At 38.6% G+C, this 21118-nt stretch carries 15 protein-coding genes; 7 read left to right on the top strand and 8 right to left on the bottom strand.

Annotation, left to right across the window (positions count from 1 at the left end; genetic code table 11):
* Positions 1–84: 84 nt before the first annotated feature.
* The 3 genes from IGL15_RS05645 to IGL15_RS05635 all read right to left on the bottom strand — a co-directional run bounded on the left by IGL15_RS05645 (position 85) and on the right by IGL15_RS05635 (position 4136).
* Entirely contained in the window at positions 85–2400 is a 2316-nt protein-coding gene (locus IGL15_RS05645) for a cation-translocating P-type ATPase (RefSeq protein ID WP_002303731.1), read from the bottom strand.
* Between the two features lie 184 nt (positions 2401–2584).
* Positions 2585–3445, bottom strand: a complete 861-nt coding sequence (locus IGL15_RS05640) for a DUF368 domain-containing protein (RefSeq protein WP_002298152.1) — start codon at positions 3443–3445, stop codon at positions 2585–2587.
* Positions 3446–3503: 58 nt separating this feature from the next.
* Positions 3504–4136: a lysozyme family protein gene (locus IGL15_RS05635; RefSeq protein ID WP_002289460.1), complete on the bottom strand. Its 633-nt coding sequence runs from the start codon at positions 4134–4136 to the stop codon at positions 3504–3506.
* Between the two features lie 166 nt (positions 4137–4302).
* On the opposite strand from IGL15_RS05635, the gene IGL15_RS05630 reads away from it, so the two are divergent.
* Positions 4303–5064 (top strand): alpha/beta fold hydrolase, encoded by a 762-nt coding sequence (locus IGL15_RS05630; protein WP_002289461.1) that lies wholly within the window; start codon positions 4303–4305, stop codon positions 5062–5064.
* Positions 5065–5089: 25 nt separating this feature from the next.
* Positions 5090–7681, top strand: coding sequence for a bifunctional lysylphosphatidylglycerol flippase/synthetase MprF (mprF, locus tag IGL15_RS05625; RefSeq protein ID WP_104765459.1), 2592 nt, complete (start codon positions 5090–5092; stop codon positions 7679–7681).
* A 187-nt stretch (positions 7682–7868) separates the two neighbouring features.
* Here the strand turns inward: mprF and tuf are convergent, their stop codons facing one another.
* Positions 7869–9056, bottom strand: coding sequence for an elongation factor Tu (tuf, locus tag IGL15_RS05620; RefSeq protein WP_002289463.1), 1188 nt, complete (start codon positions 9054–9056; stop codon positions 7869–7871).
* Between the two features lie 367 nt (positions 9057–9423).
* Between tuf and IGL15_RS05615 the strand changes: the two genes are divergently transcribed.
* The gene (locus tag IGL15_RS05615) at positions 9424–9780 is read left to right on the top strand and encodes a YxeA family protein (RefSeq protein WP_002289464.1); all 357 of its coding nucleotides are present in this window, start codon (positions 9424–9426) and stop codon (positions 9778–9780) included.
* A gap of 240 nt (positions 9781–10020) precedes the next feature.
* Here the strand turns inward: IGL15_RS05615 and IGL15_RS05610 are convergent, their stop codons facing one another.
* On the bottom strand, positions 10021–11025 hold the full coding sequence (locus tag IGL15_RS05610; protein ID WP_104765457.1) for a nucleoid-associated protein: 1005 nt from the start codon (positions 11023–11025) through the stop codon (positions 10021–10023).
* A 165-nt stretch (positions 11026–11190) separates the two neighbouring features.
* Here IGL15_RS05610 and IGL15_RS05605 point away from each other — a divergent pair, with 165 nt between their 5' ends.
* The 3 genes from IGL15_RS05605 (at position 11191) to IGL15_RS05595 (ending at position 13195) form a co-directional block, all read left to right on the top strand.
* The gene (locus tag IGL15_RS05605) at positions 11191–12042 is read left to right on the top strand and encodes an aldo/keto reductase (protein ID WP_002319269.1); all 852 of its coding nucleotides are present in this window, start codon (positions 11191–11193) and stop codon (positions 12040–12042) included.
* Positions 12043–12058: 16 nt separating this feature from the next.
* Positions 12059–12304 (top strand): hypothetical protein, encoded by a 246-nt coding sequence (locus tag IGL15_RS05600; protein WP_002289275.1) that lies wholly within the window; start codon positions 12059–12061, stop codon positions 12302–12304.
* 186 nt (positions 12305–12490) lie between these two features.
* Positions 12491–13195, top strand: coding sequence for a hypothetical protein (locus IGL15_RS05595; RefSeq protein ID WP_002289272.1), 705 nt, complete (start codon positions 12491–12493; stop codon positions 13193–13195).
* A 329-nt stretch (positions 13196–13524) separates the two neighbouring features.
* Here the strand turns inward: IGL15_RS05595 and IGL15_RS05590 are convergent, their stop codons facing one another.
* Entirely contained in the window at positions 13525–15966 is a 2442-nt protein-coding gene (locus IGL15_RS05590) for a hydroxymethylglutaryl-CoA reductase, degradative (RefSeq protein ID WP_104765456.1), read from the bottom strand.
* Between the two features lie 184 nt (positions 15967–16150).
* Here IGL15_RS05590 and IGL15_RS05585 point away from each other — a divergent pair, with 184 nt between their 5' ends.
* Positions 16151–17305 (top strand): hydroxymethylglutaryl-CoA synthase, encoded by a 1155-nt coding sequence (locus tag IGL15_RS05585; RefSeq protein ID WP_002289270.1) that lies wholly within the window; start codon positions 16151–16153, stop codon positions 17303–17305.
* Positions 17306–17326: 21 nt separating this feature from the next.
* Here the strand turns inward: IGL15_RS05585 and IGL15_RS05580 are convergent, their stop codons facing one another.
* Positions 17327–18079 (bottom strand): class I SAM-dependent methyltransferase, encoded by a 753-nt coding sequence (locus tag IGL15_RS05580; RefSeq protein WP_002289269.1) that lies wholly within the window; start codon positions 18077–18079, stop codon positions 17327–17329.
* Between the two features lie 363 nt (positions 18080–18442).
* The gene (locus IGL15_RS05575) at positions 18443–21109 is read right to left on the bottom strand and encodes a cation-translocating P-type ATPase (RefSeq protein WP_002294372.1); all 2667 of its coding nucleotides are present in this window, start codon (positions 21107–21109) and stop codon (positions 18443–18445) included.
* Positions 21110–21118 lie beyond the last annotated feature (9 nt).

Genomic DNA, 21118 nt, shown 5'->3' with positions numbered 1-21118 from the left:
TTTTAAAGGACACAATTATACATGTTTGATTGTATCATATTTCATTGCTTTTTCAAGTATAACACATTTCTATCTCATTAAGCATCAATTTGCTACTCTTTTCAGTAACTGATTTTGAATATCAGCCTTCCAGTACAATACTCGAAGAACAATATTTACGAGCATGAATACAAAGAAGTATCCTACGCTCTCTCCCAACCCTAAGTTTACTTCCAAAATTCCATGGAACAGCATTGCAGCTACATATATCCCTACGATCGTCGTTACTGCTAGGAAGATGCGCAATGGGTTGAAGGGATAACAAGCTTTTACAACTGCCATGCAACTGATCCCAATCAGCAAGTAATACATCAAAGTAGTAGTTTCAGCATTTCCCCATGCGAATGTTTTTCCAAGTAGATACACCGCAATGATATTCACTACTACAAGCAAGGCATTTGGTAAAGCATTAATAAGTGCTGTAGGCAAATAACGGTAAGTGATTTTTCTTTTATCTTGTTCAAAAGATAAAAAGAAGGAAGGATACCCTTCAATCGCTAAATCAATCAGCGTGATTTGGATAGGGATAAACGGAAATCCAATTGCTGTAACGGCACATATAATCGATAAAATAAATGAATAAATCGTTTTGATAAAAAAGATGCCTGAGACTTTCGTCACATTGTTGACCACTCGTCGTCCTTCAAACAGGACTTCTGGCAATGTAGTAAAATCAGAGTCCAACAATACCAGATTCGCAATCTGACGTGTTGCTCCATCACCTTCTGCCATAGCAATGCTGCAATCTGCTTCTCTTAACGCCAAAACATCATTCACACCGTCGCCTGTCATTGCAACCGTTCTGCCGCTTTCTTTCAATTCATTTACCAGCAATTTCTTTTGCTGAGGACTCACTCGTCCAAAAACCGTATAGCGATGAGCAGCTTCTCGCACTTCCATTTCTTCAGTAATTTGAGAAAGATCGACATACGCATCATAATTCGGTAATCCTGCACGTCTAGCGATATTGGAGACAGTAAAAGGATTGTCTCCAGAAATCACTTTCAGATCCACACCTTCCTCATGAAGATAAGCTAGTGTTTCTTGAGCGTTTTTTCGGATTGGATCATCGATTTCAAACAGAGCAACCGGCTCAACAAATGCTGGTTTTTCTTCGTTCAATTGCTGATTTGGAGCGATCCCCAACATAAGTACGCGATATCCATTCGCTTGGGCTGTTTTTAGACTGTCCGGAAGCCGATCTTCTTCCACCAACCGTTCAGGCGCTCCTACGTACACGACTCCCAGTTCTGGAAATTCCATCGCGCCCCATTTGCGATCAGAAGAAAATGCGACTTTGTTTGTCACATCATACCGATTAGAAAGCTCAAAATAATCTCTCATAGCCCGCATAGTGATGTTGTTATCACTGCTTTCTGCCAGATACGTCCCCATAATTTCTGGGATGGCTTTCTCGTACAGCGGATGTAGTGCTTCTACCCGCTGGATACTCATTTTTCCTTCAGTAATGGTCCCTGTTTTATCCAAGCATAATGTATCGACATGGGCCAGCGTTTCAATTGAATACATGTCTTGAACAAGGATTCGTTTTTTTGCCAGTTTGGTTACCCCTGTCGTTAATGCAATACTTATTAGCAATACCAAACCCTTTGGAAGCATACCTAACAAAGCTGCTGCAGATGCAATAACAGAAATTTTGATAGAAGCATCTCGGATGAACAGTGCTTCCAAAAATAGTATGATCCCCAAAGGAATAATCACGAAACTAGTGAATTTGGATACTTTGCGAATCGAATCTACAAGTTCAGAACGAATAGCTTTGTGAGTCTTTGCCTCGCTAGTCAAGCGGACAGCATAATTATCTGCACCTACTCGGATAACTTCAGCCATGACAGAACCGCTTGTCAAAAAGCTTCCAGAAAGCAATTCAGCTCCAGTTTCTTTGACAATCAAATCAGATTCGCCTGTCAAAAGAGCTTCATTTGCTTCTGCCCGTCCAGATATAACCTGTAAATCGGCTGGTATCTGTTCTCCTGCTCCGATTTTTACCAAATCTCCTAATACCAGCTCTTTAGTAGAAATCGATTGTTCTTTACCGTCCCGGATCACTAGTACTTCTGATTGGGAAACAATCGATAATTTCCGTACAAGATTTCTTGCATGTATTTCTTGATAAATTCCAATAACGATATTGACGACAATAATTGCTAAATACGCCATGTTGGAATACGCACCTACAAATAACAGACAAATCCCAATACCAAAGTTCAGAAAATTGAATAACGTCAATATATTATCGCTGAATATTTGTTTTGTACTTTTTGATGCATCTTCCTGGTAGTCATTTTGCTGGCCAGAAGCCATTTTCTGAACTACCTCTTGCTGTGTAAGTCCATTCATTTTCTTTTTCTCCATTTTCCGCCAACTTTCAAAAATAATCACGTGTTTAAGTCTAGCGTGTTCCAAGATTAAAAACAACTTGTTTTTATAAAATTTATAGAAAAACACACGAATGATTTTACAAAAAAGATGCCAACCTTTTTGTTTGAATCACCCGTGTGCTGTTTTTATTATCAATCTATCTTTACTTATATTGTTCCTCCAAACGGCTCATCCACCAACCTAGTGCTGTACCGGCTATAAAAAGAACAGGACAAGCTAGTACCCCAGCAACTCCCAATCCCGCGTAATCGGTAGGAATGATCATAATCGTTGAAGCAAAAACTACACCTAAAATGAAATGGAATAGCTTGCTATATGCCTTTGAGAAAATGTAATCCATGATTTTTGACAATCCAAGAACACAAAGAATCCCACCAATTCCGATCGGCACAATCACTTCAAGTCGTACTTCTTTAAATCCGTCAGCCATCGCTTTATACAATCCCATATACACCAAAAAATTAGAAGGGCTCAATCCTGGGACGATCATACCCAAACCAATCAATCCGCCGGCAATCAGCCATGTTCCAAAATTCTGATCGACTTGCCCGTCAAATAATTGAGCGCCGTATAATAAAAACAAATAAGCCAGAACAAAAGTAACAACCATGATGATCACATCAGAAGTATCTCTTCCTTTTTTTCCTGCTTCTTTCCATAACGCAGGAACAGTTCCAGCGATACATCCGACAAAAAACCATAATATCGTTGTTTCATACGCACCTAATAAAAAACTGACTAAAAAAGAAAGTAGAAAGATGCCTGTCACTCCGCCTAGACCAACAGGCAGAAAAAACAAAACATTTTCTTTGAAATTTTTTGTAAGGTGGGCTAAAAAAGAAATCAGCCGCTCATACATGCCAAAGACAGCTGCTAATGCACCACCGCTGACTCCTGGCAAGATAAATCCTGAACCGATAAACATTCCCTTCACAAACCGTAACATCCAGTCTTTGGTTGTGTACCCCACTTTTTGATTTTCCATTTTTTGCCTTTTTTCCACTATTTGCGCACTCCTTCTTTCAACTAATTTTATTCATGATTGAACATTTCCTGCTATTTTACTTAAAGACTTTTTCATAGGTCTCTATTATTTTTTCATTCATTTTGACAATATCAGGATAAAACATGTTACCTCCATTATGATAGAGATAGCCGCCATTGTAAAGCAAGGACTGGATCCGCCAATATCGGTATTGTTTCCCTTCCTCATTTCCTAAAAGTGGGCTCAGCACATCTTTAGAATACGCTTCTGCTAATTCTACTGTGTTTTCTCCGCCATGATTTTTTACATAGGCAATATAATCTTTCCCAAAATTATATGCTTGGACAGCTGTCCATAAATCGCATCCTTGTTTCTTTGCTTCTACTATCATTTCCGCCAAATATTTGACACCTTGATCAATACTGTCAGCTGGATTATCAATGATCTCAGCTTCTCCATGCAGACTTTCCGAGCTCTGCATGAGATCTGTCCCTTTTCCTTTTGATTCGGTCAATATTATCGCCTTGATCAAATTCTCGTAGTTTTCCATATGATAATTTTTTGCAGCTGTTGTTATTTCTATTTGATAGCTTTCCACTCGTTTTACCGAACGATAAGTTCTTCCTCCTAAAAACAACACCGCACCAATAACCGTCAGAATGATCATGTAAAAAAGAATACGGATAATAGATAATCGTTTTCGCTTCATTTCATCACCTAGTTATTTTGACATCTTTTTTTATCTTACTATTTCTTTATCTTCTTGGCTATTTCTTCCTTGATTTCTGTGTACGCCTTAAGAAAAAATGAATTTTCCTGTATTTTTTGTCATCTTACGAAAATGATCGTTGTTTTTCAGTAAAAACAATTGCCCAATGACTGATATAATCGTTATACTTTACACAGTAGGTGATTATGTGAAAAAAGAAAAGAAATATGCAAAAATGCCAGATGGGAGCGAAATTTACTATGAAAAGAGCGGTCAAGGCTTCCCTCTCTTTTTACTGCATGGCAATGACGGCAGCGGCCGCTTTTTTTCAGAACAGGTCCCTGTACTCGAACGCTACTATACCGTGTATCTAGTAGATAGCCGAGGACATGGTCGTTCGACAAACGAAGCATCTATGTTGAATTTTCAGTTAATGGCCGAGGATCTGAATACGATCATGTTGCTGGAAAAAATCGATCAGGCAGATTTTCTTGGATTTAGTGATGGAGCAAATCTAGCACTGGTATTTGCCAGCAGCTTCCCTAAAAAAGTTCATCGATTGATTTTAAATTCTGGAAACACGCTTGTTAAAGGCGTTCGTTTTTCTGCCAGAGTCATCAGTAATATTCATTATGCATGGGTATGGTTACTCTCTTTATTTCGCCCAAGTCTTCGCAAAAATCTTTTAGTTATCAAACTTTTGCTGCATGACATCGGGCTTACAGAAAATGATTTAAAAAAAATCAACTCCCCCACTTTGATCATCGTGGGAAAAAAAGATGTAATCAAGCTAAAACATTCTTTGTATATAGCTAAAACTATACCAAAAGCTTCCTTTGTGCTTGTGAAAGAACAAGGACATGAATTAGCTAGAAAAGATCCTGAACGCTTCAATCGAGAAGTTCTTCAATTTCTTTCTGAAACATAACTATTAGGAATAGAAGGTGATTTATTTGTTAAAAAATACCATACAATGGCTGAAAAACCACCTAGGACTGTTCAAAACAATCTTTTTGATTTCTGTCATTGTCATTATTGTCGGTGAATTGATGTCCATCGGTAAAACTCTATCTATCCAGCAATTAGGAGAAACGTTTGCCACTATACCTGTATGGAAAAGCGGACTTATGCTGTTGATTGGTCTTGTCTCTGTGTTACCTATGATTGGTTATGATATTATTTTGAATCGGATGCTTGAACAAAAGCAGAATCCTCGTTACTTGTTTGAGACAAGCTGGCTGATCAATACAATCAACAATATTGCCGGTTTCGGCGGGTTTGTTAGTGTGGGGCTTCGCTCTGAACTATATGGACAAAAGAAAGAGAGCAGAAACGTGATCCAAGCATTATCGAAAGTTTTCTTGTTTTTGATGGCTGGACTTTCTATTTACAGTCTGCTTTCTTTTTTACTTGTAGTCTTCACGCCAGTTGCTCCTTTTTTGAAGCAATATTGGATATGGTTGATCGGCGGCGGTCTATATTTTCCTGTCGTCTTTTTATTTACTACTTTCAAAAAGAAAGGATTCCTTGGTGGTACCTCACTTAAAACTCAAGGACAGCTATTGCTAGTTTCATTGTTGGAATGGACCGGTGTCCTGTTTAGTTTCCTTTCTGTTGGTTATTTAATGGAAATCCGGATTGATCTGTGGCAAACAATTCCGTTATTCATTGCTGCTTCAGTGATAGGAATCGTGTCTATGATTCCAGGAGAAATTGGGAGTTTCGATGTAATGATGATTATCGGGTTGTCCGCTATTGGTGTGCCAAGAGAAATAGTCGTTGTGTGGATCTTGCTCTATCGCCTGTTCTACTACATCATTCCGTTTTTGATTGGAATCGTCTTTTTCTTCAAAAATATCGGTTCCACTTTTGATCAGCGTTATTCTGGTATCCCTAAACAATTAGCAACAGAAATTGCGCATAAAATCGTGGTTGTCTTATTATACTTTTCTGGAATCATGCTAGTACTTTCTGCCACTATCCCGCAAGCTTTTACAGAGTTTCGCTGGCTTCATAGTTTGAACCCATTGAAATTTCATTTTATTATCCAATTTCCTAGTATACTATTGGGATTTCTTTTAATCATTATGGGCAGAGGGATCGCAGCACGTGTGAAACGAGCATATTTGCCTACAATCTTCTTGATTGTTCTAGCTTTACTTTATGTTTTATTAAGTGATTTTAGTTTCACACCGGTGGTTTTCTTGTCTATTCTGCTTCTGATCATTCTTGCTTCTAAAAACGAATTATTTCGGGAACAATTGATCTATTCATGGGAGTGGCGTACGATCGATGGAATCATTATTGGTGCACTGTCCTTGCTTTACATCGTTATTGGGGTATACAATCTGCCGGATTTCCCTCATCGGCGTCACCATTTTATTTCCTTTTTCTTATTTCCTTCTGAAAAGATTTGGTTTTCGGGATTGTTGGCCATCATCGCTGTTAGTTTCATGATCGTTCTATTTGTTCATTTCCTTCAAGGAGAAAAGAAACAGATTGGCGAATCCTTTAATGAAGAAAAGGCCCTGAAGATCCTTACAACTTATGGAGGAAACTCCGATAGTCAATTGATCTTCTTAAAAGATAAGCGGATGTTTGCCTATGAAAAAGACGGTGAACCAACTGTTCTTCTCCAATTCGCTTGCTTCAATAATAAATGTATTGTAATGGGTGATCCTTCTGGTAAGAAAGAAGATTTTCCAGAAGCAATCGAAGCTTTTATCGAAGAAACAGATCGACTATGCTATTTACCAGTTTTCTACGAAACAAGCGAAGAGATTGTTATGATTTTACATGAATTCGGCTACGATTTCATTAAGATGGGGGAAGAAGCTTATGTAGACCTGAATAGTTTTACAACTTCAGGGAAAAAAATGAAGGGCACTCGTGCTGTCTTGAATCGGATCGAACGAGAAGGATTTACATTTGATGTCTTACAACCACCATTTTCTACTGAGCAAATGAGTACTTTCAAAAATATCTCTGATAATTGGTTGGGTTCACGAAAGGAAAAAGGGTTTTCTTTAGGCTTTTTCTCTGAAGATTATCTACAAAGAGCGCCTATTGCAGTTGTCAAAAATACCCAAGAAGAAATTGTCGCTTTTGCAACGATCATGCCTACTTACACGAACAATAAAGTAGGAACGATTGATCTGATGCGATATGATCCTAAAAAAGCACCTTCTGGCAGTATGGATTTCTTGTTCTTGCATTTGTTTGCCTATATGAAAGAAGAACATATCCAATGGTTCAATTTAGGGATGGCCCCTCTTTCAAATGTCGGAACTTCCAGAAAGAGTTTTTTACAGGAAAGGATTGCATACTTGGTTTACGAGTTTGGTTCTCATTTTTATTCTTTCCATGGATTAAGAGAATATAAAAGCAAGTACGCTACAAACTGGGTCTCACGTTATACTCTATATTCTAGAGATAGTTGGATTGCATATGTTATGATTGCTTTGCTGATTATTGATAATGCGCCAGTTGAGCAGACACAAGGTAGAATAAGTGGTTTGAAAAAATGGATACGAAGAAAGTATTAAAAACTGCATACCGATAGATGAACACTCTCATGATGAATAAAAGAGACTGAAGTAAAACGAAAGTTCATGCTTCTACAATCTCTTCTTATACAATTGAAGAACAAAGAGCGGTCCAAACAGAAATCCTGTTTGGACCGCTCTTTTATTTTAAACATTTTTCATTACCAAAATATTCGAGTCGCGTTTCTTATGCTTCGATCTCTGTAACGATACCTGAACCTACTGTCCGTCCGCCTTCACGAATTGAGAATGTCGTTCCGTTTTCAACAGCGATTGGATGGATCAAGTCAACATCAATCGTCACGTTGTCACCAGGCATGACCATTTCTGTATCTTCTGGCAATGTGATTGTTCCTGTAACATCAGTTGTGCGGAAGTAGAATTGTGGACGATAGTTGTTGAAGAATGGAGTATGACGTCCACCTTCTTCTTTTGTCAACACGTACACTTCTGCTTTGAATTTTGTATGTGGAGTAATGGAACCTGGTTTAGCAAGCACTTGTCCACGTTCGATATCGTCACGTTGGATCCCCCGTAACAACACGCCTACGTTATCCCCAGCTTCCCCGTAATCTAACGTTTTACGGAACATTTCTACACCTGTTACAACTGCTTTTTGTGTTTCAGGTTTGATCCCTACGATCTCTACCTCATCACCGACACGAACAGCACCACGATCAATACGACCTGAGGCAACAGTTCCTCGACCTGTAATTGAGAAGACGTCTTCCACTGGCAATAGTAATGGTTTATCTGTATCACGTTCTGGTGTTGGGATATATTCATCTACTGTATCCATCAATTCCATAATAGCAGCTTCAGCATCTGGATCGCCTTGCAATGCTTTTAATGCGGAACCTTTGATCACAGGAGTGTCATCGCCTGGGAAACCATATTCGCTCAATAACTCGCGAACTTCCATTTCTACCAAATCGATCAATTCTTCATCATCGACTAAATCAACTTTGTTCAAGAAAACAATCAGGTATTTTACACCAACTTGGCGTGACAATAAAATGTGTTCACGTGTTTGAGGCATCGGACCGTCAGTTGCAGAAACAACTAAGATTGCACCATCCATTTGTGCTGCCCCTGTAATCATGTTTTTCACATAGTCCGCGTGTCCTGGTGCATCAATATGCGCGTAGTGGCGTTTTTCTGTTTCATATTCTACGTGTGCGGTATTGATCGTAATCCCACGTTCACGTTCTTCTGGAGCTGCATCAATACTAGCATAGTCTTGAGGATTTGCTAGGCCTTTTTTTCCTAATACTGTAGTGATCGCAGCAGTTAAAGTAGTTTTCCCATGGTCAACGTGTCCAATCGTACCAATGTTAACGTGTGGTTTACTTCTGTCATAATGTTCTTTTGCCATAATTTACAAACCTCCTAAATAATATAGATCACTGAAAAATTTCAGCTCTCACCTTTTTATTATAGTCTTTTTTTGACTAAATCAAAAAGAATACGTCCGACTTACTTTTTGTAAGATTCGAACTAAGCTTATTATACGTCAATATTGGTCAAAGTCAACTAAGAGCACTCGTCTGTCTTATACGCGAAAAAAGTACCTTTTATAAATAAAAAAATGTGTTTTTTGAGAAAAACTTCAAGATAGTCCTTAACTTTCTTTTGAAGCAATAAGAACAAAATGAGGAAAAGTTTAAAATTCAGCTGTTGCCAACAACTTTCAATAGACGAAATCTTCTATTTCGTTAATAATAAGGAAAGAGGTGAAGTACATGAAAAAATTAATTGGCGTACTTGTCGTTTTAGGCATATTTCTCGGCGGAAGTTTTGCAGCTTATCATTATTTTTACGGCGGCGAAGCTTATTATACAAAAATCACGACGAATGGCGAAATGTCAGCTACCCAAGCAGATAACGGAGAGAAATTCACGACTTATACCTACAAGCAAGCGGCTTATAATAAAGATGGTGAAAAAAAACAGGTGACGCTTCGCGAAGAAAGAGAACATCCATTAAAGATGAATGCGTATCTTAAACTCAAAGTCAATCCTCGTAAAGGTGTATTAAGCTGGGAAGAAATAAAGGCTTCTGAAGTGCCTAAAAATGCGGCAGAAAAAATCGATAATTAGTAAATGGTCTTAAAATTTTATTAGATAAAAAGAGGCTGGGACAGAAGCGTTTAACTCCAAGAAATAAGAAGGAGTTGCTTCTGCTTCCGCCGTTTATACGTGTTTAGAGCGTGAGACAAAAGTGTTCTTTACTTTTGTCTCACGCTCTTTTTTTGTTATATTCGTCTTTTCCGATCCTTCTCTTGACACAATTCATTTAACTGATCACTGGTACTTGAACACCTAATGTTCTAGTCATTTTTATAAACGATTCAATACTTCATCCACATTTTTGATCATCACGGATATCGTACCATCCGGATTATTCACAAATTCAATCAAATCTGGGTTGCGATATACATCTACTGGTACGATCAGTTCGATCCCGTTTGATAGCTTGAATTTTTGTTTTCCAAATTTTTTCTCAGAAATTTCTTGTACTTCTTTTACAGGAGGTGCTTCTGGGACAAATCCTTGCTCTTGTACTTCCTCTTTAAAAGCCATTTTTGCCGTGATGTTTTCCTTGAAGACTTTTTCCGCAATCATCTCATGATCCAACCGACCTTTTTCTTCTATCGTATCATAGACAGCTTCTTTCAAATCAGCCATGATATCAAATTCGTCTGTCTCAAATTTTTTTCCAAGATGCTTGGCTACTTTTTGGATCACTTTTACATTTTCTTCTAAAGAAGGTGCAGGAACACTTTCGATCACTCTTCCAGAAAAATAAAGCTCTTTTTTGCCAGAAAACTCATATTTTTTTTCAATTAATTCGTAGGTCCAATCAGTCAAATTCACAGCGAATGCTTCATCTGCTTTTTGTGTTTTCGCCCCGAGAATTGCTCGATTCAAAATCAAGCGGTTGTCGATCCCTGCTTCGTCTGCTTCAACAAAGTGAGTGTAAGCCTCACGATAATTGACTTTCAATAAAGATAAGTACATCACTGTATCTAATTCATACAAAACAACAAATACATCTGCACTAGGTGCTTCTTCACTTTCTTGGTAGATATCGAACCATCGCTGAACGATTGCTTCACTTGCTTCCACAAAATTTTCTTGAGCGATTTTAAGTGATTCAACGATCATGCTTTCTTCTGCTAGTTGTCCAGTTTTTGTTTGAGCAGAAGAGATTTTTTGGATCTTCTTTTGAAGAAAATCACGAATATATTCTTTTGTCAGATCCAGCTCTTTTTGTGAAAAGACTGGAGAACCAGTTTCTCTGTCAATAATATGCAGAATTGCTTTTTTTAAATAGATATCCATTTTCTCATTCCCTTCTGTCTTAGTTTACGGAAAAAAAATCAAAAATACCAGAATCAAAATCATTTTCTTTTAAACAAAAATTTCAAGAGTAGAAACAAAATGGATTCTTTTTTTCGAAAAATGCGCTACACTTATAGTTGAACGAATAAAAAAGGAGCTGAAAGTATGAATTCATTAACAAGCACTTATCGTCTATCAAATGGTTACGAAATCCCGGTAGTAGGATTCGGCACATGGCAAACACCTGATGGGGATGTCGCTGTTTCCTCTGTTAAAGAAGCGCTGGCTGCAGGTTATCGCCATATCGATACTGCCCAAGGATACAAGAATGAAGAAAGTGTCGGCCAAGCGATTAAGGAAAGTGGAATTCCTAGAGAAGAGATATTCTTGACAACAAAATTATGGAATGCAAACCACAGCTATGAACTTGTGATGTCTTCTTTTGAAGAATCATTGAAGAAGCTCCAAACAGATTATTTAGATCTGTTTTTGATCCACTGGCCAAACCCTGTTGCTTTTCGTGATAATTGGGAACAAGCAAATGCAGATACATGGCGAGCATTTGAAGAACTGTATGAAGCAGGTAAAATCAAAGCAATCGGTGTGAGCAATTTCTTACCCCACCATCTAGATACACTAGCAAAAACAGCAAAAATTATGCCGATGGTCAATCAAGTTTTCCTTGCACCAGGCGAATTACAGCCAACTGTAGTTGAGTATGCAAAAAAACATGATATGATCCTCGAAGCATATAGTCCATTAGGCACTGGTAAAATCTTCGATGTGCCTGAAATGAAACAAATCGCTGAAGCACATGACAAGACGATTGCACAAGTTGCTTTGCGTTGGTCGCTGCAACACGAATTCCTTCCTCTTCCTAAGTCAGTGACACCAAGCAGAATCAAAGAAAATACTGAATTATTTGATTTTGAATTAACAGAAGAAGAAATGAAACAAATCGATCAGTTAGATGGTGTAGTCGGCAAAGCAAAAGACCCAGATACTACCCAATTTTAAGTCGAAAGGTGATTTTATGGATCCAATCGAACGCTTGAATTCTCTCTCGGAAGAAGTTACCCAGACTTTTCATTCCGATTTTGTCTTTTTGATCGATGCAGAGAAAATCCAACATTTTCCTGCAAGAAACTGGACACATGATCAAATCATCGAAGAACTGAAAAAACGGTTCGATCATTCGCTAATGGTCAAACCCTGGCACGAACATGAAGTCATTTATTCACCTGAACTACCTGTTTTTGCCTTGATACCGAAAAAATAGAAAGAATGGAACGGATTATGTATATATACATAATCCGTTCCATTTTTTATTTTTCTTTCAAAAAACGGGAAAATACGCAAATTTTTCTGTTGTAATTTGCGTATACGCAAGTTTTTTTGCATTACTCCTTTTCATTTGGCTGTTTTTTTCTTATAATCGAAAGGGTATGAGCGAAGGAGAGAACATATGAAGAAAAAACAGAAACAAAAATTATTAAATCAATTCCGTCCTTCATTGGATGGTGTAAGAGGACAATTATTCCGTTCTCTAGAAGAAGAGAGCTTGCGACGTTATGGTTTGCCGTTACAAGTCATGCTTGATCCCAAAAACCGTCAAATCTTAACGATCGGATTAGCTGGGAAAACAAATGAAGATACACGGATCAACGTGCCAATCGATGACAACTTCAATACTGTATTAAAGAGAATTCGTTCAGGAGAAAACGGGATTTTCGAACGATTCCGTGACAATCTTCTTATTGAAATCGTGTCTTACTGGAATGATCAACGATTGAAAAACGATGAACCAACTGCGCAAGCTGTTGCGACACCAGTTACAGAAGAAACAGTCAGTGTGCCAGAAGAAAAAACGGAAAAACCAAAAGCGGACACAACTGAAAATACACGCTCAACTGATACGAATGCCGCTTTAAGTTTTGCTGATTTTTCAAAAGCCGTTGCTGAGTATCCTAAATTTTACACAGAACAAAATGAACATGAAGTAGTTATTAATGAAAAAAATGCTGATGAACCTCGTAAATTAGCAACTATTTCTATGACTACTGAAAATGAGTTCGTTATCGAAAAAGCACTCGAACGGAAATACAAAGTCAAATTGACTTTGATTCCTTTGATCGAACAATTTGCAGCGACAGCGATTACTGATCGATAAAAATTCTATTTGTCATAAAAGGCTGGGATTTAAAATCCCAGCCTTTTTAGTCATATAATAATTTCTACAGCAAGTAAAAAGAAATTCCTTCTAACATCAGGCTCAAATATCAGCTTGACCTGTCCAACAAATCACCTATGATCCTACAATGTTAGGCGACTTCTCTTCTACCTGAAGATATCTTGAAGTTGCCTGATTTCTTAAGATGCCTAACCTTAACTATAAAAAATTCTAATAATAAACATATTTTCTGATAGAGAAAAAAGCAAGATCTGCAGTAAATAAAATAACTGTAAATCTTGCTTTATTCTTCTAAAGATATTGCTTTTTTATTTTTCCCGGATTTTTTCCAATATTTGTATAGCTGTCTGCTGGTTCATCTTTTCTGCTTCACGTAATTTTTTCGCAACTTGCTCGATTTCCTCACCAATAGCCCCAATTGAGATCGCTAATGAACGAGCTTGAAGTCCCATGTGGCCTTTTTGGATTCCTTCTGTAACTAATGCACGCAAAGCAGCCAGGTTTTGAGCTAACCCTACTGCAGCAATTACTTGTGCTAGTTCCTTGGCTGAATCAATATCTAACATAGCTAAAGATGCTTTTGCTTTTGGCAGGATATTGGAAGCTCCGCCTACTGTGGCAACAGCCAAAGGCACCGTTAGTTTTCCAACTAGTTTATCCCCTTTGATCTGCCAGTCTGTTAATCCTTGGTATAATCCATTTCTTGCCGCGTAGGCGTGGATCGAAGCGCTAACCGCACGTGTATCATTTCCTGTAGCTGCCACTACAGCTTCTATACCATTCATGATCCCTTTGTTGTGCGTTGCTGCACGGTAAGGGTCAAGCTTCGCATATTCCCCTGCCTGTTGGATTTTTTTGGCAATTTGTTCACCGATTTCTTTGTTTCTCCCTAAGCGTTCGAATGGGATTGCACAACAGGCAGAAGCCAATGATTCTGTAGCAAAATTACTTAAAATACTGAATAGAATCTCTTCTTCAGGGAACCACTCCCGTAACTTGTTTGCCACACTCTCAAGAATCGAGTTGATCATGTTAGCGCCCATTGCATCTTTTACATCCACTAAAAAATCAATAGATAAGTATGCATGGAAACTCCCCATGAATTCCCGAGTAGAGATATCTTGAACACCGCCCCCGCGTTTCACGATTGAAGGATAACTTTCATTTGCACAAAGAATCAGCTCTTCTTTTCGATGATTAACTGCATTGATCACTGCTTGATACTCCGATTTTCCTGATAGAACGATTTGCCCTCGCATCAGCCGCTGAGGTGTTTCTGCGCAGATATTTCCACAGATTTTTGCACCATTACTTGCAGCTGCAATGACAGATGGTTCCTCTGTTGCCATCGGAATCCATTTTTTCTTGCCATTGATTTGAAAATTCTGCGCGATGCCCATTGGGATTTCCACTTCACTCACTTGGTTTTCGATCATGTGATCGGAGAGCTCTTCAGAAAGTGTTTGTTCCTGAAAAATCAACGCAGTTTCTTGTGTCAATACATTTTTTTCTATTAATTGACTGCGCCGTTCAGATGGCGTAAGCTGATAAAACTTTTTTTTTTGCACATCCTTATGTGTTTGCTCCATATTCGCTTCTAACAAGACTGCCAAGCCTAAACCTCCACCAATACATAATGAAGCAATACCGTATCTCTTCTGTTCACGAAGCAATCCGTAAGCTAATGTAGTCAAGATACGTGCACCGCTTGCACCAATTGGATGGCCTAATGCGATTGCTCCTCCATATATATTGACCTTTTCTTCATCTAACTGCAGTTCTTGGCTAACTACGATAGAAGAAGCTGCAAATGCTTCATTGATCTCAAAAAGATCGATTGTTGATAAATTCATTCCTGATCTATCTGTCAATTTTTGAATGGCTTTGATTGGAGCGATTCCCATGATACTTGGGTCAATACCGACCTCCGCTACTTCTTTGATGGTTGCTAAATAAGGCAGATTATTATTTTCTGCGTATTCTTTGGATGCAAGGATCACCACAGAGGCACCGTCATTCAACGGGGAAGCATTTCCTGCTGTTACAGTTCCTTCTTCTGAGAATACTGTACGTAACGTGCCCAGTTTTTCCAATGTACTATTTCCACGAACTGCTTCATCCTCAGATAACACGTCTTCATCAGAAATCTTGACTGGGATGATTTCCTCAGAAAATACACCGGCTTCGACAGCATGTGCTGCTTTCAACTGGGACGACAAGGCATAGCGATCCTGCTCTTCTCTGCTCACAGAAAATTGTGTTGCAACCTTCTCTGCGGTTAATCCCATATGTGCATTTGAAAATGCGTCAGTCAATCCGTCGTTGACCATACTGGAAATTGGTTCACCATATTCATTTGTTTCTGACTGATACTGTTTCAGCATAGGTGCTTGAGACATACTCTCTGTTCCGCCGGCTATCACAAGTTCTGCTTCACCTAATTGGATCAGCTGGCGTGCTAAGATCACTGCTTTCATACCAGATCCGCAAACTTCATTGATCGTCATTGCTGGGACATCTACAGGGAGACCGCTGTTCAAAGCAATCTGTCTGGCAACATTTTGACCATTACCAGCTTGCAGGACATTTCCAAATATTACTTGATCGATTTTATCTTTTTTCAGTTTTGTTTTATCTAATAATCCTTTAGTCACAAGTGTGCCTAATTCAACTGCAGTAAATGGACTTAAACTTCCGCGATACTTTCCTATCGGCGTTCTTGCAGCATCTATCATAACGACTTCTTTCAAGTAAGCCACCTCCTACAAAAATATACCATTCTTTGCTGTAAAAACAAATAGCTCTTGTTCCAGTTATTTTTTTCTAAGATTAAATTTTAACAATCCTTAAATATTCTCTTTTTTATATTTCTTTTAATCTTTTTATGATACCTTAGTAAAGTAAGTTTTTTATCATAAGTAAAGAGGTGTTGAAATGAAAATAGGGATTGATCGTCTTTCCTTTTTTATTCCTAATTTATATTTAGATATGACAGAGTTGGCAGAAAGCCGTGGGGATGATCCTGCAAAATACCATATAGGGATTGGTCAAGACCAAATGGCAGTCAATCGTGCAAATGAAGACATCATTACACTAGGAGCAAATGCTGCCAGCAAAATCGTAACAGAAAAAGACCGTGAGCTAATCGACATGGTCATCGTCGGAACAGAATCCGGGATTGATCATTCAAAAGCGAGTGCGGTAATTATCCACCATTTACTGAAAATCCAATCTTTTGCTCGTTCTTTTGAAGTAAAAGAGGCTTGCTACGGTGGCACCGCAGCTTTGCACATGGCGAAAGAATATGTCAAAAATCATCCAGAACGAAAAGTACTAGTCATAGCAAGTGATATTGCTCGTTACGGCTTGGCAAGCGGTGGTGAAGTGACGCAAGGTGTCGGTGCTGTTGCGATGATGATCACTCAAAACCCGCGTATTTTATCGATTGAAGACGACAGCGTATTTCTGACAGAAGATATCTATGATTTCTGGCGTCCAGATTATAGCGAATTTCCTGTTGTTGATGGTCCTTTATCTAATTCTACGTATATCGAATCATTCCAAAAAGTTTGGAATCGACATAAAGAATTGTCGGGTCGAGGACTCGAAGATTATCAGGCGATTGCTTTCCATATTCCGTATACTAAGATGGGAAAAAAGGCATTGCAAAGCGTATTAGACCAAACAGACGAAGAAAATCAGGAACGTCTTATGGCTCGCTATGAAGAAAGCATCCGTTACAGCCGACGAATCGGTAATCTTTACACTGGTTCATTATACCTGGGGCTAACTTCTCTACTGGAAAATTCGAAATCACTACAGCCAGGAGATCGCATCGGTCTATTCAGCTACGGTTCTGGTGCAGTAAGTGAATTTTTTACAGGTTATCTGGAAGAAAACTATCAAGAATATCTCTTCGCACAATCTCATCAAGAGATGCTAGATTCTCGAACACGGATCACTGTTGACGAATATGAAACGATTTTCAGTGAGACGCTTCCTGAACACGGAGAATGTGCAGAATATACTTCAGATGTACCTTTTTCGATTACAAAGATCGAAAATGATATTCGTTACTACAAAATATAATAAAATCATAAAAAGAACCCTTCACGAGTCGTGAAAGGTTCTTTTTTTATCTGCGGACCAAAGGAGCAGTCTATAGGTCAGCTTAGTCGTACTAAGGATTTCTCGTTTTTCACTGAATAGTTTGCGAATGTACCTAGTCACAACAGGATCTTTTGCGTACGCGTCATAGTATAGCTTCATCAATTCTTCAGTAATTGATTCCTGTGTAAAATAAGTAAAATCTTTTTTCTTCACTTTGAATCCTTCATCAATTAAGTATGTTTCAAATTGATCCATTACAACTGGCGATGTATTAGGATCTTCTTCTATCATTCCTAGTTGCTTTTCGATAGGATAAAAAACATCATCGATTGATTCCACTACTCTGATTATCACGCACCATTTGCTTGACTTTTTCATCAATTTTTCTAATTGAATAAGATGTACCAATGCTGGATTTGCTGCTGTAAAAACCATTTCATATGTCTCATTTGATTGGATAAATTCTTCTAACGACTGTTTGATAAAGGAAACATTTGGCAACTCATTTTTTTCTGCTTCTTTTTTTGCATTTTCTAGCATTCCTGAAGAAAAATCGATCAAATCATAGCGATTAATTTCTTTTGCTAAGGAAAGAAATCTGCCAGATCCTCCAGCAACGTCTGCTGCTGTTTCAGCAGGCAGGACTTTCTCCGTTTTCAGATAATTTTTTACATCTTCAGCAATAGTTACTTGCGATTCTTGCTGGATTTCATAATATTCTTCAGCAAATTCATCCCATTCTTTTTCATTCATTTGATTTCCTCTAATTTTTTGTTATATGTTTTCACTTTTCGGAATAAATTATTCTCCTCTTTTATCTATTCTATCTCTTTTGATGAATAATAAAATGATTGGCTTTCCGTCTATCATAAATAAAAAAAGGGACTGTGACCAAAGTCGTGTCAAAGTCCCTCTTTCCGAATAAACAGTGTCCAATCAGATGACCCTCAGTATTAGCTCAAAATGCTGATTTTACAACTTCTTCCTTAAACGGTGTTCTCCTGCCAACTCTTCGGTCACAAGTCACAATATTCAACAAACATGAGAAGCTGTTTGTTGAAATTGCACCTTGTGACTCAGAATTAAACGGCAGGCTCACAACCTCGTTGATTCGTTTTATTTATTTCCTTGTACTCGTACAATGATCAATTTAGTGATTTCCATCAAAACAATTGTCACAAGTGCGATTCCCATACATGTAAAGACTTCTGTCAATCCAAATGCTGATGGGATAGAGAAGACTTCTTTCAGTCCTGGGATCATTGTTAAGCAGTAAAGCGCGCTACATACAACTACAGCTAGTAAGACACTTCTGTTAGAGAAGAACCCTGCTTGGATAGCTGTTTGTGTGTTTGAACGTGCTGGGAATGTTTGCAATGTCCGACACCAAATCAATGTTGAAAATGACATGGCTACACCGAATTCAGGTGAATGCTGCATGCCAAGCCATTGAGCAAAGATAACAGCAATCCCAATCAGCACACCACGATACGTTACAGAAATCAATGTTTTGTCCGTAAAGATTCCTGAATTTGGATCTCTTGGCGGGCGGTTCATCGTAGCAGGTTCAGCTTTTTCTGTACCTAATGCAATTGCTGGCAGTGAATCATTGACTAAATTGATGAACAACAGTTGTAATGCTGTAAATGGATTGGACCAGTCAGCAACTAAGGCAAAGATGATCGCAATGATCGCACCTAAATTTCCTGCAAATAGATAAGAAATAGCTTTCTTGATATTATCAAACACATTACGTCCTACTTCTACTGCGCTGACAATAGAAGCAAAGTTATCATCCGTCAATACCATCGCTGCTGCATCTTTTGCCACATCTGTACCCGTTCCCATAGCAATTCCGATGTCTGCTTGTTTCAATGCTGGTGCGTCATTTACACCATCACCTGTCATAGCTGAGATATGACCTTTATTTTGCCAAGCACGAACGATACGAATTTTATTCTCAGGTGAAACACGTGCATAAACAGTGACTTTTTCTAAAACTTCGTTTAGTTGATCTTCTGTCAATTCATCTAGTTCCGTCCCGGTCAAAGCCAGGTTTCCTTCTTCAAAAATCCCGATTTGTTTTGCGATAGCAACAGCTGTTGTTTTGTGGTCACCAGTAATCATGATTGTTTTGATTCCTGCACTTCTTGCTTCTGTTACCGCCTGAGTCACTTCAGCACGTGGAGGATCGATCATAGCAAGCAAACCAACAAGGATCAAATCGTCTTCATCTTCAAATGATAAATCAAAATTATCAAGTGGACGGTAAGCAAAAGCTAGTACACGTAATGCGCGTGTTGAAAAAGCTTCATTTTGCTCTTGGAATTTTTTCATCAATTCATCCGTCATCGGAACGACTTCACCATTTAGCAATACTTTTTTACTGCGTTGGAAGACGATATCTGGTCCGCCTTTAACAAACAAGTAATTTTTGTTATCAATTGTGTGTCCAGTAGACATTAATTTTCGATCTGAGTCAAAAGGAAGTTCTGCTTGTCTTGGGTAGTTGTTTCGGATTTCCTGATAAGGCTGGTTTAATTTTTCACTAAAGTCGATAAACGCTACTTCCGTAGGGTCGCCCAATTTAGTACCGTCTTCACTGATCGATGCATCATTCGCTAAAACACTGATTTCGATCAAGCGACGTTCGTCAGCTGTCCATTTTGAAGGGTCATTTGTGAAATCCCCAGTATCGCCATTACCTAAAAAGTAGTCAACAACTGTCATTTTGTTTTGTGTCAATGTACCAGTCTTATCTGTACAGATGATACTTGTCGAACCAAGTGTTTCAACTGCTGGAAGTTTTCGGATAATGGCATGACGTTTTGCCATTTTATTCGTTCCCAAAGATAACACGATTGTTACGATAGACTGTAATGCTTCTGGAATAGCAGCTACGGCTACGGCTACGGCAAACATCACTGCGCTGACGATATCTGCAGTCATATCTCCTGTACCTTCTCCAAGATAAATACGAAACAGTTGGATACCTAAAATCAATAAAGACAATGCTAAAATAGCCAAACTTAGTTTTTTACTGAATTTATCCAGACCTCGTTGTAACGGAGTGACTTGCTCAGTTGTTGATTCCAAAAGGCCAGCAACTTGTCCGATCTCCGTATTATTCCCAGTTGAAGTCACTAAGAATTTACCGCGTCCGTAAGTTACGATCGTTCCACTGAATACCATATTTGTACGATCTCCGATTGGTACCGTACTTGTGATATCCGTTACTTCTTTTTCTGCAGAAGTCGACTCTCCTGTCAGCATACCTTCATCTACTTTTAATGATCCCGCATCTAGTAAACGTCCATCAGCAGGTACATAATCGCCTGCGTCTAACAACACGATATCTCCTACCACAAGTTCGTTTGCCGGAATCGTTTTTTCCTTACCATCACGAATCACTCGAGCATCGGGCGCTGAAAGGTTTTTCAACGCTTCTAAAGAACCTTCTGCTTTTTTTGTTTGGACAACACTGATTATAGAATTCAACATCAATACTGCAAAAATAACTAAGAATTCGATGTAGTCACCCATGACCATCTGAATCAGTGCGACAATCAGCAATACGATAACCATTGCATCTTTGAAAGTTTCTAAGAACAATTTCCAAGTTGGCTTCTTCGGCTTTTCTTTTAGCTGGTTCAAGCCATCTCTTTCTAATTTTTCCTTCGCTTGCGTGGTGCTCAATCCATCGGTTGAGCTCTGCGTTTGCTGCATCAACGAGTCGATCGTTTCTTTATAGACCGCTTGTTGTGCTTGTTCCTTGTTTTCCAAATTTCATCC

It is taken from the genome of Enterococcus sp. DIV0436a, assembly GCF_051711605.1.
GTDB lineage: Bacteria > Bacillota > Bacilli > Lactobacillales > Enterococcaceae > Enterococcus_B > Enterococcus_B faecium.
This window is presented reverse-complemented; position numbering and strand designations above follow the sequence as displayed.

What these genes read in the sequence shown, in the direction of transcription:
- IGL15_RS05600 (WP_002289275.1), top strand. Translation starts at nt 12,059, where the DNA reads ATGGATCCAATCGAACGCTTGAATTCTCTCTCGGAAGAAGTTACCCAG.
- IGL15_RS05585 (WP_002289270.1), top strand. Translation starts at nt 16,151, where the DNA reads ATGAAAATAGGGATTGATCGTCTTTCCTTTTTTATTCCTAATTTATAT.
- tuf (WP_002289463.1), bottom strand. Translation starts at nt 9,056, where the DNA reads ATGGCAAAAGAACATTATGACAGAAGTAAACCACACGTTAACATTGGT.
- IGL15_RS05630 (WP_002289461.1), top strand. Translation starts at nt 4,303, where the DNA reads ATGACTGATATAATCGTTATACTTTACACAGTAGGTGATTATGTGAAA.
- IGL15_RS05580 (WP_002289269.1), bottom strand. Translation starts at nt 18,079, where the DNA reads ATGAATGAAAAAGAATGGGATGAATTTGCTGAAGAATATTATGAAATC.
- IGL15_RS05615 (WP_002289464.1), top strand. Translation starts at nt 9,424, where the DNA reads ATGAAAAAATTAATTGGCGTACTTGTCGTTTTAGGCATATTTCTCGGC.
- IGL15_RS05645 (WP_002303731.1), bottom strand. Translation starts at nt 2,400, where the DNA reads ATGAATGGACTTACACAGCAAGAGGTAGTTCAGAAAATGGCTTCTGGC.
- IGL15_RS05610 (WP_104765457.1), bottom strand. Translation starts at nt 11,025, where the DNA reads ATGGATATCTATTTAAAAAAAGCAATTCTGCATATTATTGACAGAGAA.
- IGL15_RS05635 (WP_002289460.1), bottom strand. Translation starts at nt 4,136, where the DNA reads ATGAAGCGAAAACGATTATCTATTATCCGTATTCTTTTTTACATGATC.
- IGL15_RS05605 (WP_002319269.1), top strand. Translation starts at nt 11,191, where the DNA reads ATGAATTCATTAACAAGCACTTATCGTCTATCAAATGGTTACGAAATC.
- IGL15_RS05595 (WP_002289272.1), top strand. Translation starts at nt 12,491, where the DNA reads ATGAAGAAAAAACAGAAACAAAAATTATTAAATCAATTCCGTCCTTCA.